Genomic DNA, 14692 nt, shown 5'->3' with positions numbered 1-14692 from the left:
AGAATTTCGCGTGCGTTGAACCGCCTGGCGGTCGTCGACACACGCCGTATGCAGCACGAGGAACAAGGGATGTTCGCGCCGGCCAATGAAACCCACTTTGCCCTGACCATCGAAGGTCTTTCCGCCGATTTCCAGGTGTTTACCCTCACCGGTCGGGAAGCCGTCAGCCAGCCTTTCGTATTCGAGGTGGAGCTGGTCAGTGAGCAGCCGTCGCTGGACCTCGAAACCCTGCTGCACAAACCGGCCTTCCTGCAACTGTCGCCCGACGGCAGCGGCATCCACGGCCTGATCTACCGCGCCGCGCAAGGCGATTCCGGCAAGCGCCTGACGCGCTACTCCGTGACCCTGCGCCCGCAACTCGCGTACCTCGCCCACCGGATCAACCAGCGGATCTTCCAGAACCTCAGCGTGCCGAAAATCATCGGCAAGGTGCTCGAAGAACACGGTATCCAGGGCAATGCCTATGAGTTTCAGACCGGTTCGATCTACCCCGATCGCATCTACTGCGTGCAGTACGACGAATCGGACCTGCATTTCATCCAGCGCCTGTGCGAAGAAGAAGGCATTCACTACCACTTCCAGCACACCGCGACGGCGCACAAACTGGTGTTCGGCGATGACCAGACGGTGTTTAAGAAACTGGCGCCGGTGGCCTATCAGCAGGACTCCGGCATGGTCGCCAGCGACCCGGTGATCAAGCGCTTCGACCTTCGCCTGGAAACCCGCACCAGCCGCACCACCCGCCGCGATTACGACTTCGAAAAACCGCGGATCACCCTCGAAAGCGAAAACCGTGGCGACGCCCTGCCCGACCTCGAGGACTACGATTACCCGGGCCGTTTCGTCGACCGCGAACGCGGCAAACACCTGGCCAAACGCGCCCTCGAACGTCATCGCAGCGACTTCCAGCTCGCCGAAGGCAAGAGCGACCAACCGTTGCTGGTCAGCGGCCATTTCCTCGCATTGAAAGAGCACCCGAAAGCCAAGTGGAATGACCTGTGGCTGCTCACCGAAGTCCTGCACGAAGGCAAGCAGCCGCAGGTGCTGGAAGAGTCGGTCACCAGTGACACCACCGCGCTGAAAGACGATTTCCATCAGGGTTACCGCAACCGCTTCCAGGCCACCCCGTGGGACGTGCCGAACCGTCCGCCGCTCAATCATCCAAAGCCGCGCATCCTCGGCAGCCAGAGCGCCGTGGTCACCGGCCCGAAAGGTGAAGAAATCCACTGCGACGAATACGGCCGCGTGAAAGTCCAGTTCCACTGGGACCGCGACGGCCTCGCCGACGACAAGACCAGTTGCTGGCTGCGCGTCTCCAGCGCCTGGGCCGGCGCCCAGTACGGCGGCATCGCCATCCCGCGCATCGGCATGGAAGTGCTGGTGACCTTCCTCGAAGGCGACCCCGACCAGCCGCTGATCAGCGGCTGCCTGTACCACAAGGAAAACACCGTCCCCTACGCCCTGCCGGCGAACAAGACGCGCACCACCTTCAAGACCCTGAGCTCCATGGGCGGCGGCGGCTTCAACGAACTGCGCATCGAAGACAAGAAAGGCCAGGAACAGATCTTCCTCCACGCCCAGCGCGACTGGGACGAGAACATCGAACACGACCAGAAAATCCGCGTCGGCAACGAACGCCACGACGTCGTGGAAAAGAACAGCTACACGGAATTCAAGGCCGAAGAACACCACACCGTTTACGCAGACCGCAAAGTCGAAACGCGAGCCAACGACCACCTGACCGTGGGCGTAAACCAGCACATCAAGATCGGCACCGGACAATTCATCGACGCCGGCCAGGAAATTCACCTGAGCAGTGGCATGAAGGTGGTGCTGGAGGCTGGGGCTGAACTGACGCTGGTCGGCGGTGGCAGCTTCATCAAGATCGATGGCGGCGGCGTGACCATGAGCGGGCCGGCGATCAACATCAATTCGGGCGGTGGACCGGGCAGCGGCACAGGTGCCGCGCCATTGATGCCGGGCGTGCTGAAACAGGCGGATGCCGACAAGGCTGGCGCCGTACTCACGCCGGCGCAAATCAACACCCTCAAACGTAATGCGCCGTTCTGCGAAGAGTGTGAAAAATGCAAGGCAGGTGCCTGTGCCATCTAATCGACTGACACCCAAAGACTGGCTGGCGCAACAGCCACTGCAGAAAGACGAACGTCTGTATCTGGTCATCAGCGCCGCGAGCGATGCAGAAGCGCTCAAGGCCTTGTATCAGAGCGAACCGTCCGTGCAGGCCATTCCCGTCTGGGGCGGAACGCCCTACTCCACCTGGCAACCGGTGATGCCTTACGTCGCCGAGCTCAAGGCCAACTCGGCCTTCCTGCCCTGGATCACCGAAACCGACGCCCTCGACTGGGGCTGGCTGGCGGTCTCCCGCTCGGAGCCCAACGAAGTTTTCGAACACCTGCGCAGCTTGACCCAAGTGAAGATGCCGGACGGGACCGAAGTGTTTTTCCGGTTCTGGGATGGGCGGCATATCTATCCGATTCTTGAAGGGTTGGGTGAGACGGCCGGGGAAGTGTTGCCGGTGTTTGAGCGGTATCTGATCAATGGGCGGAGGCTGGAAGTCGGGCCGCGGGTGGTGCCGAAGGCGAAGGATTGGCCGTGGTGGGAGGTGCCGAAAGACCTGCTGGACAGCTTGATGGCCGAAAACCCTTCGACCGTGATCGGCAACATGATGCAGTGGCTGCTGGACGAACATGCCGACCTGTACTTCTCGTTCCCTGAATCGAACCTGCAAAAGAAAGTGGCGCGTTTCGTAAAACGCACGCCACTCACGGAAGAAAATTTTACCGGCCTGCTGAAGGCCCATCTGGAAAGTGAGGTGGCTGTATGAGCATTTTGATGGGTGAGATTGTTGCCAATCTCAATGCAAAACAGCCTGATGCTCAGGCCATCATCAGCGACTTCAAGAAGTGCCTGAAGGATTATCGCGAGCATGCCGAAGCCTGGTACGGCGGCATTCTGGACGCAGAGCAACAGTTCAAGGTCGGTGACGAAGTCGGTACGGCGGACAAAGACAGCAAAAAGGAAAATACCCTTTATGCCAACTGCCCTGCCAACGGCAAACTCAAACTTGTACATAGTTTTGAGTCTGCGCGTTTTGTACCTATCGGCAATACGCCGGTGCGACTGGTGCCGGTGGAGAATGGCAAGCTCTACGGAAAGAACGAAGTCGGTCAACCGATCAACGTCAAAATCGGTCCAAGCGGGATTCTGGAGGTCACTGGCCTCAAACCGCATCAGCAATATGAAATCACTTTTTTCCCGAATCCCACCAAGGCTCAGATCGATAGCCTGTTCAACTCCTATCAAGGCGTAATCGGGGACCTTAGCGGCTGGCTGCAAACAGAGTGGACCACCGACTTTCTGCCACTTTGGCAAGCGCATACCAATGCATCCATGGCTGGACGGGCATTGCAGCAATTGGAGTCGGCGTGGAAGGGGTTCCTCAAGGCGATTATGGGGCTGTGGGGGGACATCAAAAGTCTCTACGACCTGGTTGCACACCCTCGGGAAAACTACGAAAAACTCAAAAAATTCTTCACCGAAGAACAGATAAAGAAGATCTATAACGCTTCAAAAGAAGCCATTCAAACAGCCCTGCTGATCGCCAGTGACGAGCCACTTATGTGGATCTACGTCGCAGCTATCGTAGCGTGGGTCAAAATGCTGCCTCCGCAGACCTGCACTGAAGTGCTGGCAGAACTGACTACGGAAGTACTGCTGAACATCCTGATCGGTATTGTTTTGACGGGCGGGATCGGTTTGGCCGTCCGTATTGGCACCAAGGGCCTTAATGCTGCAAGGAACAGCGGCAAGGTCATGACACTGATTGAAGACTTCACGTCGATGCTGATGAAGATCAGCAAGAAGAATGCGACAGCACACGCCGATACGGCGAAACCGTTGATGCTCAACGGCAATTCGCCACTGAACCAGGCGAGAAAGGCGAGCGTAGAAATTGCGCCTCCAAAACCCGCAGAGACCGCCACACCACCAAAGAAAAAACCACCCGTTTCCGGAGGTGCTGTAGAGACGGATGCGCAGATTCATGCACGCGGCAAGAAGGAAAACAGCACCCGCGCTCAACAACAGGAAAAAGTAGACAACGCGCCCAACCAGTCCAAAAACCCAGCGGATCAACCTGCTCAGTGCGCCGATAAGACCTGCACTAACGGTGAACCGGTATCGATGGTTACCGGCGAGGAATTGCTGACGCTCACTGACGGCGTATTGGGTGGGCTGCTACCCATTGAATGGACACGTCTCTATCGCAGCAGCGCGGTTGAAATCGACGGGCGTCTCGGCCATGGCTGGAGCCACTCCCTATCCCATCGCCTGCAAATCAACGATGAAGGCGTGTTGTGGACTGATAACGAAAACCGTCAGACCCGCTTCCCGATGCCGACCGAACAACGTCCAGCCATTACCAACAGTCTGGCTCAGGCGGCGATTTATCTGGGCAGCGCGCCGGGTGAACTGATCCTCACCCAAGCAGGGGCAAAACCACGCTTTTATCACTTCCGCGCAGACCGCCTGACGACGGTCAGTGACTCGTACGGAAATCAGGTGCATATCAGCTATGACCTCGTGGGGCGGATCCAGCGCATCGATAACGGTGCTGGCCGCGCGTTGCTGTTGCGCTACGACGATCGCCATATCGTTGCCGTGGATCAGCAACAACAGCGTTCCGAGTATGACGAGCGTGGTGAGCGCCAGGATCCGTGGCTGACCATTCAGACCCTCGTCACCTATCGCTACAACGCTAGCAATCAATTGGTCTCGGCCTCCAACGCTGCAGGCGAAACCGAGCATTACCGTTATAACGATCAGCACGTCATTCTTGAGCGGCAACTGGCCGGTGGCGCCAGTTTCTTCTGGGAATGGGAACGTGAAGGCAAACTCTCCCGCTGCGTACGTCATTGGGCCAACTACTCCCAACTGGAAGCTCGCTACGAGTGGGATGACAAGGGCACGGTAACGGTTCACAACGCCGATGGCAGTGAACAGGTTTACTTGCATGACGAAAATGCACGCCTGATCAGTGAAACCGCTGCCGATGGTGCTGAAACGCAAAACGCCTATGACGCTGAGGGGCGTCTTGTTGCTGTAAAAGATCCAATGGGGGCCATCACCGAGTATCAATACAGCGATGCCGGACGATTGATGGCTGTCATCCCGCCGGAAGAAGAACCGACCCACTACAACTATTTCGATGGTCAACTGATTGAAGTCAAACGTGGCAAGGCCCGTTGGCAGTACGACCGCAATCAACAAGGCGACATCACCCAGCAAATAGACCCACAGGGCAACGAAACCCGCTACAGCTACGACCGCCAGGGCCGCTTGCTAGAAATTCACCATCCTGATGGCAGCCGCCATCAACTGGGCTGGAACAACCTCGGCCAATTACTGGAGGAGCGCCTTCCGGACGGTGGTCAGCGCAAGTATCGCTATGACGCACTCGGACGCCAGATCACCCGGCAGGACGAATTCGGCGCCATTACCCATTACCAATGGGACGCCGTCGATCGCCTGACCCAGATCACCCTCCCCGGCGGTGCCACCCGGGCTTTCACCTACAATCCCTACGGACGCGTCACCGCTGAACGCGACGAGCTCGGCCGCATTACACGCTACGAATACGCCGACAACCTGCATCTGGTCAGCCGCCGCATCAATCCCGACGGCAGCCAGCTGCGCTATCGCTACGACAACGCGGGCCTACTGCTCACTGAAATCGAAAACGAACGCGGCGAGCACTACAAGCTCGACTACTACGCCAACGGCCTGATCCAGCAGGAAACCGGATTCGACGGCCGCCGCACCGCGTACGAATACGATCTCAATGGCCAGTTGCTGAAGAAGACCGAATTCGGCGATGACGGCAGCGAACTGGTTACCGAGTATCAGCGCGATGCTGCCGGTCGACTGCTGGTGAAAACCCTCGCCGATGGCGAAGAGATTCACTACAGCTACGATGCCCTGGGCCGTCTGGTGAATGTCAACGACGGGCACTGGCCGCTTGCCTACGAATACGACGTGCAGGATCGCCTGATCACCGAACACCAGGGTTGGGGCACCACACGTTACGAATACGACAGCGTCGGGCAACTGAGTCACTGCCGCCTCCCCGACGGCAGCACACTCGACTACCGCCATTTGTCAGGCGGACGTCTGAGTAGCATCGACCTCAACGGCTCACGCCTGACCAGCCACCAATTCAATGCCGGTCGCGAGCAGCAGCGTCAGCAAGGACTGTTGCTCAGCCAGTACCAGTACGACGAACAAGGTCGCCTGCAAGCGCACAGCTTCAGCCAGCGTGAAAAAAACCTGTTCCAGCGTAGCTATAACTACGACGCAAACGGCAACCTCGCCGGCATCGACGACAGCCGAAAAGGCAACCGCAGCTTCCACTACGACCCGCTGGACCGCTTGACCAGCGTACGTGGCGCGACACCTGAAACCTTCGCCCACGATCCGGCCGGCAACCTGCTCGGCCAGAACAACGAAGGCACAGCCAACCTCGCCAACGTCAAAGGCAACCGTCTGCTGATGCAAGGCGACCGCCACTACGACTACGACGCCTATGGCAACCTGATCCGCGAACGTCGCGGCACCGGACAGAAACTCGTCACCGAATATCGCTACGACTGCCAGCATCGTCTGGTCGGTGTCAGCCTGCCGGGCGGTAGCACTGCATCCTATAAGTACGACGCCTTCGGTCGTCGCATCGAGAAAACTGTCGATGGCCAGACCACCGAATTCTTGTGGCAAGGCGAACGCCTGATCGCCGAAAGCGGTGAAACCCGTTATCGCACCTATATCTACGAACCCGCCAGCTTCCGCCCGCTGGCGATGCTCGACGGCGAAGGCCCGCGCAAGGCGACGCCGTTCTATTACCAACTCGATCACCTCGGCACACCGCAGGAACTCACTGACTACAGTGGCGAGATCATGTGGTCCGCGAAGTACCGTGCATACGGCAACCTCGCTGCGCTGGATGTCAGCGAAATCGACAACCCTTTGCGGTTCCAAGGTCAGTATTTTGATGCCGAGACGGGCCTACACTACAACCGTCATCGCTACTACAATCCGGGTACTGGGCGGTTTTTGACACCGGATCCGATCAAGCTCGCGGGTGGGTTGAATAGCTACCAGTACGTGCCTAACCCTACGGGGTGGGTGGATCCGTTGGGATTGAGTTCTAATTGCCCTGGAAAAAAAGATAATCCAGTAGAAAGCAAACAGAGTGAGCCTTCACCACCAGAACTTTCTCGTAGCGGCGCCTTTAGGCAGGCAAAATCAGAGGCTGGGATTCCAAGATCGCAAAACCCTGACCCAGTATTTGACCCTACGACAGGAAAAACACAACAATACAAGTACGTGCGAATGACGGACAAGTCTGGAGAGAGCATCTTAAACAGTGATGGGAAACCAGTTCTTACTAGAGAATATCAATTCACACGTGCTGATGGTTCCAAAGTAGTCATCCAAGATCACTCAGCAGGGCATCAGTATAATGAGCCGGGAAATAAAGGTGACCAAACAGCACACTTCAATCTCAGGCCAATTGAAAATACGAGAACAGGCAAGGTTCCTGGTGCAAGAGATCACTATTATTTCAAGGAAAAAAAATGAATTCCTGGAACGAATTAGACGGAAGCAATTTTTTTAACAAGGTATTCACCTCACCCATCCCAATCGGGGAGATAGAACTGTTCTCCATAAATATTGACAACAGTAGACCAGTTATAATAATGGAGTTTGATATTCCAGATTACCCAGATGCACCGCCAGCCAAATGGAAGCAATCTGGATTTAACACCTGCCGCATAGGTTTAAATTGCAGCAACATCGAAGACCTTTTAATAAAAAATATTCCCACCCATGAAAAAATGACAATCAAAATCACATCCAACGAACAAAAATTCAGAGTAATTGCATCCAGTGAAAATTCATTAATTGAATTCACTACTAAACATCCGCTACTTTGCGGCCCATCCGCCTACTTGAACGCCCCAGAATAACCAAAAAACCAAAGGGGACGAATAAATATCAAAACGGGGGCAGATTTATTTTCTTTTAAAAATGAATCCGCGCCCTTCCCAGTTAACTTGAAGAACAAAAATGAGCTTCCAGAAGACAATCCTTAGAAAAACATGGTGGGGGTTTGGACCAAAGAAGGGGACAGATTTATTTTTCTTCGGACAAAATACGTCCGCCCTCCTTTCAATATGTAACACACGGATTTCCGGCATCTCCAGATCAAGTTCAAAAACAAATGGAAAATACCAAACAATATGAGAAGAAAACTTAAATACGAACTCCAACCCCACCGAGTACCCAGCGGATGGACAATCACAATCAACAACCTTTACGAGGTTGATCTCACCCCCGAAACTGCAGATTGGTTTAGTAGCTCAGTTTTACTAGGTGGTGCACGACAAACTACGGGACACTGCTTTGACTCCAGAGTTGAACCAGAAGGAGATCCATCGGGGGAGTTTGTAGTTGATTTCCTGACAATCAAGTATGACAACAAAGGAAAACCTCTAAAAAACTCTGAAATATTCCTAGGGGAATTCAGAACAAAGGACAAGATGGAATACATTAAGAAAATCGAAGACTTTATGCTTGAAGCATAAATTAAAGGAGACCGGTTTATTTTTCGCTGAAAAAAAAATAGAAAATCAACCTGCCCCCTATTCAGCCCCATATGTCGCCTACTATTAAAATTGAGTAACAATCATGAATAGCAAGGCCTTCGATGAATACAACTACTGGCTGGGACAAAGCGAGGATTCTAACTGGAATGAATACATTACAGAGCAGGTAGCCAAAGGAGTTCTAGGAAAATTCAGCGCTGAAGACTGGAACCGACTTAATGACACGATCCTATCAAGGAAAGAGTATTGGCAGGAGCGAAGTGCTGCGGCTCTTGGAGAGAATCGCTCCACTCAGGCAATTGAAATTCTAAAGAAACTTTTGGACTCTCCATTTACCGAAGTATTAATAGTCTCTGCCTCAGAACTGGATTGGAGCGAAGTCCCGATCGAGAATAAATACGCAAAAAAAATACAAGCTATTATTAACTCCCTAACCCACGAAGAACTTGAATCCTACCCCGAACTTGAAAACCTTCTAAAAAAATCCAGCAGCGCGCAACTTTAAATAGAACCAAATTGAAGAGGGCAGATTTATTATTCGTTAAAGAAAATAAATCTGCCCCCGTCCCTTTTCCGCATTTCAAAACCAACAGGCAAAATGAAAATTTCTCTCAACATTGAACACCTGAAAAACTTCAACTTCCCTAGTACATTCATAGAATTCGCGACTACGGAACCTGAACCGGACATTGAGCCTTGGTGGTTACTAATATATCAAGAGGGAAAAATAAATTACTGGCACAACACGCTAAAAAACCTTTACCCAAACCGCACTAGTTCCTTTCGCTAAATTCAATGCGAATGATGATATTGCTTGCTTTGACGGAGATGATTTATCCGGCAATCCAAAAGTGCTAATAATACATGCATATGCTTCAGAGGGATGGAAGCTTCACGGAGAACATCCTGACTTTAGCGCATGGCTAAAAATAGCCATTGAGCCCCATGCGGAATGGAATGAAGAAGATTAAAAACATCTACATCCAACATCTTATAGGTGTATTCAGTTCTCGCTGGAGAGCGCAATGATTTTCTCAATTGATATCACAGAGTGCTTTGGCGCAATCGACTCCGATAACGCAGGCGGGATTATAAGCTGTATCAGCATCCCACCCATCGAGAATCCTCAGGAAAAATTTCGCCTTAAGCTATCAAATTTTGTACTTAACCTGATCGACGAGCCCCTCATCGAGTCGATCAACAGGCAGAATTCAACGTTTTTGAAGAACATGACCGAAGACGGCTTCCTTATAATAAGACAAGCCAGCATTTCCTTTGAGTCAATAAAAGGCTACGAAAAACTACTGCGACGATCAAACCAAGATCACGGATACTTAATCCACGAGTGCTACGGTCAAAAATTAAATACCGGAGACAAGATTTACGACATCAGCGGAAGAGCTTTTTCGACCCCTGAGCTTTTGATTAACTTCGCATTCATTTCACCCAACACTGTAACACTTGAATTTAACTCATCAGACCACACATACATAGAAAGCTACCCAGAGTTTCAAAAGGCTTTAGAAAAATTAAACTCAAGAGAAAAACCTACTCAACCACCCCTCACAGGCCTATTCGACCCCACATATAGCAACACTCACACCACTATCAACCTTGACGCTGGCTATCGAATTTACAATCAATAATTAAAACACTTCAAAAAATGGAACAGGCTCACTTCTATTTATGCTTCAAAAAACAACAGGAATACCTCGATGAGTTACTTGGAAAAAGAAATCATATCTGCACTTGAAACAAACCATCTAAAAAACCAGCAACTCAAAGACAATGAATTAGAAAAAACAATCTCAAACATAAAAGCCTGTTTCCTTTGCTCCAACACAAATACCCTTGACCCCTTGAATCTAAAATCCGTAACAAAACAACACGACCCAGACTTTTGGAAAAAGGTCGATCTCCTATACCCTTCTGAGAAACCAACACTATTAGTCCTCGACAACCAAATCCATGCCTGGACGCTTCAGTCATCATCCGATTTGAAAATATTGCTTTCAGAAACAACTGGCTTTCCATTCTGGATAACCAATACAGCCCTTAGCTTCTTAACTTATGTAGACGACCACAATTGCGTACATACAGCATACCCTTCGTTTCCTCCCGCGATTAAAAAATCATGATCTTCAAATCCGAAAACAAAATCATTGACCCAATCTCTGTAACCTACCGCAGCCTTGGCTTCAGTGAACCTCACTCCAACAATGCCAAAAAATATACTTTATCAATAAAAATTCACGAACTGCCCGAGCAATTCTACGAGCTGACAAATGCATTCATCGCCGAATGCATACAAGACGATAACGAACAAGGCTACGCCGACATCCCGGCATTACGAGATTGCAACTACCCGCCATTTTCAACCCTGATAAGAAACCACCCAGACGTAGCGGTAATTCTCATCAAGGACTATTTATTCTTTGAGCTGTTCTATTTGCTATTTCCATCAAAGGAAAAACTCGAACTGGTAATAAACTCGATTTCCAGAGTTTATTATCTGGACGATACGTTTCACCTATGCGGCGAAACGTATCCCTACAGAAACCTGTAATTGCGTTATTTCCTTCACACGGTAGAAACCCTAAGGCAAAAAACACAACCTACTGCTGCCTTTCAATGACTTGTTCCCTCACCTCATACATAACCACCACCCGATTCCCATACAACCGCTCCCTCTCCACCAACGCCCCCACCTGCCCCTTTTCCCTCACCTCCCGCCAAATTTCATTCTCCCGATAAACCCGCTCCCCCTCCCGCACAAACCGATGCCCCACCTCGAACACGTGATACCGATAAGCCCGCTCCCGATCACACAACAATTCCCCCTCCAGCTGCGTCTCCCCGACCTTCAGCTTCAGCTGAAAGCTGCGATCCGTCGGGTTGTGCAGTACCAGGTCGATGTAGTTGTAGAAGATCGCCGCGCCGGAGCCGAATGGCAGGACGCGGCCGTCGTCCGGGAAGGGGTCGAAGCTGTGGTTGGCGCGTTCGATGACGACCAGCGGTGAGTGAATGGCCATCCAGTGGATGAGGTTGCTGAGTTGGCAGATGCCGCCGCCGATGCCGGTGCGGGCTTCGCCGAATGAGAGTTCCATGCCTTCGAGGTAGCCGCGTTGGCGGGTCGGGCGGCCGACGAGGCGGCAGAAGGAGAAATATTCGCCGGGGGCGATGGTGACGCCGTCGATGGCGCCGACGGCGAGTTTGAGGTTGATGACTTTGTTGTGTTGCAGCGCAAGGTCGGAGTCGCCGAGTTTGCGAATCAGTTTTGAGGTGTGTTTGAGGTAGCGGTAAGGCAAGCGCTCGGACGTCGTGGCAGGCCGCGCATAGCGTTTGCTCGAGCAGTGCCAGGCGATGTGGCGGAACAGTCTTTTTTGCCACACGCGCAGCCAGTAAAGGGCCGGGTGGTAGAGGGAAAGTGGTTTCATCCTTGGCGAACGGCGCGGGCCGTTGTCTTCCTTGAGCTTGAAATGGCGGCGCATCTTACCGTGTAACCGCGCTTGGTCGCCAAGCGCCTCGCCGTCGTCGCAAGCGGTAACAAGTCGCCCGGCCCGGGCGCTCGAAAATTAAGTTTCAACTAAGGTTGCGTCCCTACCATCCGGGCCACAAAGCAGCGGTTCTGTGTGCTGATTGCCGTCAGCAGAACCCTTCAACTTGAAGTGAGCCCGGACCATGAGTGCGATCGATTCCACCTCTAAACAACTGCCCGCCTTCAGTCTTGTATTGGTCAATTACAAGACGCCGGAAATAACCCGGATGTGCCTGGAGTTTCTCCAGCAATACGTCAAGGAGCATCAAATTCCGGTGTGGGTGGTGGACAACGATTCCGCCGATGAAAGCCTGATTTACTTGCGGTCTCTGGACTGGATCAACTTGATCGAGCGCCCTTCTCCCGGCAAGGAAGCGGGGCATATTGCTCATGGCAAGGCACTTGATCTGGCACTTGCGAAAGTTGAAACCGATTACCTGTTTTTGCTGCACACCGACACTTTCGTTTTTGACAGTACTGTCTTTTCAATGATGATGAATGAGTGCATGCAATCTTTGGATACCGCGGCGGTCGGTTGCGTCGAGCAATTGGATCGCGGCGTCCTTAGAGACACCTGGCGTTTGTCTTCTCGTTATTTCAAACACTATTTCCGCCGGGCAAAACAGCACTTGGGGTTGCCGTCCCGAGATCCAAAACCCTACCGGGAAACTCACCTGAAAAGCTTCTGCACCTTGTGGAATGCACGGTTGATCAAGGCTCACAGGCTGCATTTTTCGATGGACGACCGGGTCCCGGGATACACGCTGCAGGATCGTTTAAGCAGCCTTGGCTACGGCGTCAAATGCCTCTCTCCGCGGACGATCTTCCGCTACCTGGATCACATCCAGGCCGGCACCGTGGCCGCGATCGGTGGATACGGCAAACAGCACCGCCGCACCACCATGTATCAGGAAACGCTCAAGCGCCTTCAGTTACAACAGGGCATGCGACCCGCCAAATCGTAAGACAATAAAAAAGGGCGACTTCAAAGTCGCCCTTTTTGCATCTGAATTCTTTGGCCTCCATTCCGAGGAGGTGTTCGCCCAGTGTAATGGCCTGGCAATCCATGCACCGGTAAAGAGCCCTGACACTGGGCGAACGGGAGGGATTTTAATGGAAGTTGGCGGATATGTCGTGCTAATTGAAGATGAAATTTATGTACTGAAAAGTTAAAGGACATTGCTTACCGATTTTTCCCGACAAACTTTCTGACATCATCACCTCGAATACTTCATATGACTGTTCTCATACAATTACTTGTACAAGAACAGCCATTCTGTAGAGTCAATACTCAACTTTCATGCTGACTGGTCACTTTTAATACATCGGTGTAAGTGACCACGACGCTTTGCCCGACTTTCAAATCTTTCAGTTTGGCCTGAATCTCAGGCTTTTCGACGTTGAGGGTTTTCGACTGGCCCGACGGGTTTTCCAGGGTCACCTGGTTTGTCGCCAAATCAATTTTGGTGATTTTCAACTGGACCTGAACCTGGCGGAAAGCCTCGCCACCGGGGTTGCTGCTACCCACGGCGTTGCGCAGTTCACCGGTGCGCTCGGTGGAGCCAGGCAGACCTTTATCCACGTCGGTGTCCAGATAAGCGGCCACAGAGCGGGTCACTTCGATCTGTACCAGATCGCCCACTTTCAAATTACCGAGGTTTTTCGCCTTGTCGCTGAGCTGAATGTGCACCTGGCGACCTTCCGCGCCTTCCAGAACCACTTGATGATTGGCCGGGTCAACCGCCAGCACTTTGGTGGTGACCCGGTCGGCCTCGACAGCGGCCGAAAGCGGTATATCGGCGGCCACCGCCGAAAAGCTGGCAGTAGAAAGGACAGTGGCAAGTGCAATGGCGTGCGTCAGTGCTTGGAGCTTCATAAGCGGTACTTTCCCTGTGATGGATGGCAACACCCGGCGCCAACGTGGTCCGCGACGGATGTGCCAGTGAGCATAGACGCGCTTCAGGGTTTGTTCCGCGATCGTTGCGCAGTGTCCTGCGCCGTGGACTCGCCACTGGGGGTGCCTTTACCGGAGCTCTGCCGCTGTTTGGGATCGGTGGGGCGCAGCGCGTCGTTGTCGCGCTCGGTTTCACCCGGCGGACGAGGTTCGTCGGGGTGCTCGTTATCAGGAACAGTCTTCATGTCGGACCTCCTCAGGCTTCCGGGTCATCGAGTTCCCGCGTGACGTTCACAGCAGGTGAGTCCTTGTGCAGGTCATCGGCTTTGGCTCTAAGGATCTGCCACTGCTCAAGATCGATTGCACCTTGACCAAGCAAATCGTCAGCAATGCGCTGCAGATCGAAGTAATGGGCATCCGGGGATTGTTGCCAGTACGTCTGATCGTCAAACATCTGCTGCCAGGTCGTCAGGTCTGGAGATTTCAGCTCCTCGCTCATGGATCGGATCCTCGGCCATGTTCCTCGGTAGAGGTGGCATCCCGGACAGAGTTCCAATCGATTCCTTCGCGGCACGGCGC

14 protein-coding genes are annotated in these 14692 nt (G+C 53.0%); 10 read left to right on the top strand and 4 right to left on the bottom strand.

Annotated elements, in window-relative coordinates:
• Nucleotides 1–69: 69 nt before the first annotated feature.
• The 9 genes from AC0R79_RS11660 to AC0R79_RS11620 all read left to right on the top strand — a co-directional run bounded on the left by AC0R79_RS11660 (nt 70) and on the right by AC0R79_RS11620 (nt 11247).
• The gene (locus AC0R79_RS11660) at nt 70–2112 is read left to right on the top strand and encodes a type VI secretion system Vgr family protein (RefSeq protein ID WP_474734487.1); all 2043 of its coding nucleotides are present in this window, start codon (nt 70–72) and stop codon (nt 2110–2112) included.
• Nucleotides 2102–2845, top strand: coding sequence for a DUF4123 domain-containing protein (locus tag AC0R79_RS11655; protein WP_474734486.1), 744 nt, complete (start codon nt 2102–2104; stop codon nt 2843–2845). The genes AC0R79_RS11660 and AC0R79_RS11655 overlap by 11 nt, the downstream gene beginning before the upstream one ends.
• Nucleotides 2842–7653 carry an RHS repeat-associated core domain-containing protein gene (locus tag AC0R79_RS11650; protein WP_474734484.1) on the top strand — a complete coding sequence of 1604 codons (4812 nt, stop codon included), beginning with the start codon at nt 2842–2844 and terminating at the stop codon, nt 7651–7653. The genes AC0R79_RS11655 and AC0R79_RS11650 overlap by 4 nt, the downstream gene beginning before the upstream one ends.
• Nucleotides 7650–8042 (top strand): Imm50 family immunity protein, encoded by a 393-nt coding sequence (locus AC0R79_RS11645; protein WP_102686526.1) that lies wholly within the window; start codon nt 7650–7652, stop codon nt 8040–8042. The genes AC0R79_RS11650 and AC0R79_RS11645 overlap by 4 nt, the downstream gene beginning before the upstream one ends.
• A 273-nt stretch (nt 8043–8315) precedes the next feature.
• Nucleotides 8316–8660: a hypothetical protein gene (locus tag AC0R79_RS11640; RefSeq protein ID WP_474734482.1), complete on the top strand. Its 345-nt coding sequence runs from the start codon at nt 8316–8318 to the stop codon at nt 8658–8660.
• A gap of 103 nt (nt 8661–8763) precedes the next feature.
• The gene (locus tag AC0R79_RS11635; protein ID WP_474734480.1) at nt 8764–9186 is read left to right on the top strand and encodes a HEAT repeat domain-containing protein; all 423 of its coding nucleotides are present in this window, start codon (nt 8764–8766) and stop codon (nt 9184–9186) included.
• A 520-nt stretch (nt 9187–9706) separates the two neighbouring features.
• Nucleotides 9707–10327, top strand: a complete 621-nt coding sequence (locus AC0R79_RS11630) for a hypothetical protein (RefSeq protein ID WP_474734478.1) — start codon at nt 9707–9709, stop codon at nt 10325–10327.
• Between the two features lie 69 nt (nt 10328–10396).
• Nucleotides 10397–10819 carry a hypothetical protein gene (locus AC0R79_RS11625; RefSeq protein ID WP_474734477.1) on the top strand — a complete coding sequence of 141 codons (423 nt, stop codon included), beginning with the start codon at nt 10397–10399 and terminating at the stop codon, nt 10817–10819.
• On the top strand, nt 10816–11247 hold the full coding sequence (locus tag AC0R79_RS11620) for a hypothetical protein (RefSeq protein ID WP_474734475.1): 432 nt from the start codon (nt 10816–10818) through the stop codon (nt 11245–11247). The genes AC0R79_RS11625 and AC0R79_RS11620 overlap by 4 nt, the downstream gene beginning before the upstream one ends.
• A gap of 49 nt (nt 11248–11296) precedes the next feature.
• Here AC0R79_RS11620 and AC0R79_RS11615 read toward each other — a convergent pair whose 3' ends face one another.
• The gene (locus AC0R79_RS11615) at nt 11297–12118 is read right to left on the bottom strand and encodes a VanW family protein (protein WP_474735092.1); all 822 of its coding nucleotides are present in this window, start codon (nt 12116–12118) and stop codon (nt 11297–11299) included.
• A gap of 244 nt (nt 12119–12362) precedes the next feature.
• On the opposite strand from AC0R79_RS11615, the gene AC0R79_RS11610 reads away from it, so the two are divergent.
• On the top strand, nt 12363–13184 hold the full coding sequence (locus tag AC0R79_RS11610; RefSeq protein ID WP_474734473.1) for a glycosyltransferase family 2 protein: 822 nt from the start codon (nt 12363–12365) through the stop codon (nt 13182–13184).
• Between the two features lie 326 nt (nt 13185–13510).
• Here the strand turns inward: AC0R79_RS11610 and AC0R79_RS11605 are convergent, their stop codons facing one another.
• The 3 genes from AC0R79_RS11605 to AC0R79_RS11595 all read right to left on the bottom strand — a co-directional run bounded on the left by AC0R79_RS11605 (nt 13511) and on the right by AC0R79_RS11595 (nt 14612).
• Entirely contained in the window at nt 13511–14095 is a 585-nt protein-coding gene (locus AC0R79_RS11605; RefSeq protein WP_102688552.1) for a hypothetical protein, read from the bottom strand.
• An 83-nt stretch (nt 14096–14178) separates the two neighbouring features.
• Nucleotides 14179–14358 (bottom strand): hypothetical protein, encoded by a 180-nt coding sequence (locus AC0R79_RS11600; protein WP_127797576.1) that lies wholly within the window; start codon nt 14356–14358, stop codon nt 14179–14181.
• Nucleotides 14359–14369: 11 nt separating this feature from the next.
• Nucleotides 14370–14612 (bottom strand): hypothetical protein, encoded by a 243-nt coding sequence (locus AC0R79_RS11595; RefSeq protein WP_127797575.1) that lies wholly within the window; start codon nt 14610–14612, stop codon nt 14370–14372.
• Nucleotides 14613–14692: the final 80 nt, after the last annotated feature.

It is taken from the genome of Pseudomonas sp. HD57-3 (assembly GCF_056113135.1).
Note: the sequence above shows the minus strand (reverse complement) of the source record. Positions and strands in the feature narration are given on the sequence as shown.

What these genes read in the sequence shown, in the direction of transcription:
- AC0R79_RS11660 (WP_474734487.1), top strand. Translation starts at nt 70, where the DNA reads ATGTTCGCGCCGGCCAATGAAACCCACTTTGCCCTGACCATCGAAGGT.
- AC0R79_RS11650 (WP_474734484.1), top strand. Translation starts at nt 2,842, where the DNA reads ATGAGCATTTTGATGGGTGAGATTGTTGCCAATCTCAATGCAAAACAG.
- AC0R79_RS11645 (WP_102686526.1), top strand. Translation starts at nt 7,650, where the DNA reads ATGAATTCCTGGAACGAATTAGACGGAAGCAATTTTTTTAACAAGGTA.
- AC0R79_RS11640 (WP_474734482.1), top strand. Translation starts at nt 8,316, where the DNA reads ATGAGAAGAAAACTTAAATACGAACTCCAACCCCACCGAGTACCCAGC.
- AC0R79_RS11635 (WP_474734480.1), top strand. Translation starts at nt 8,764, where the DNA reads ATGAATAGCAAGGCCTTCGATGAATACAACTACTGGCTGGGACAAAGC.
- AC0R79_RS11630 (WP_474734478.1), top strand. Translation starts at nt 9,707, where the DNA reads ATGATTTTCTCAATTGATATCACAGAGTGCTTTGGCGCAATCGACTCC.
- AC0R79_RS11625 (WP_474734477.1), top strand. Translation starts at nt 10,397, where the DNA reads ATGAGTTACTTGGAAAAAGAAATCATATCTGCACTTGAAACAAACCAT.
- AC0R79_RS11620 (WP_474734475.1), top strand. Translation starts at nt 10,816, where the DNA reads ATGATCTTCAAATCCGAAAACAAAATCATTGACCCAATCTCTGTAACC.
- AC0R79_RS11615 (WP_474735092.1), bottom strand. Translation starts at nt 12,118, where the DNA reads ATGAAACCACTTTCCCTCTACCACCCGGCCCTTTACTGGCTGCGCGTG.
- AC0R79_RS11610 (WP_474734473.1), top strand. Translation starts at nt 12,363, where the DNA reads ATGAGTGCGATCGATTCCACCTCTAAACAACTGCCCGCCTTCAGTCTT.
- AC0R79_RS11605 (WP_102688552.1), bottom strand. Translation starts at nt 14,095, where the DNA reads ATGAAGCTCCAAGCACTGACGCACGCCATTGCACTTGCCACTGTCCTT.
- AC0R79_RS11600 (WP_127797576.1), bottom strand. Translation starts at nt 14,358, where the DNA reads ATGAAGACTGTTCCTGATAACGAGCACCCCGACGAACCTCGTCCGCCG.
- AC0R79_RS11595 (WP_127797575.1), bottom strand. Translation starts at nt 14,612, where the DNA reads ATGAGCGAGGAGCTGAAATCTCCAGACCTGACGACCTGGCAGCAGATG.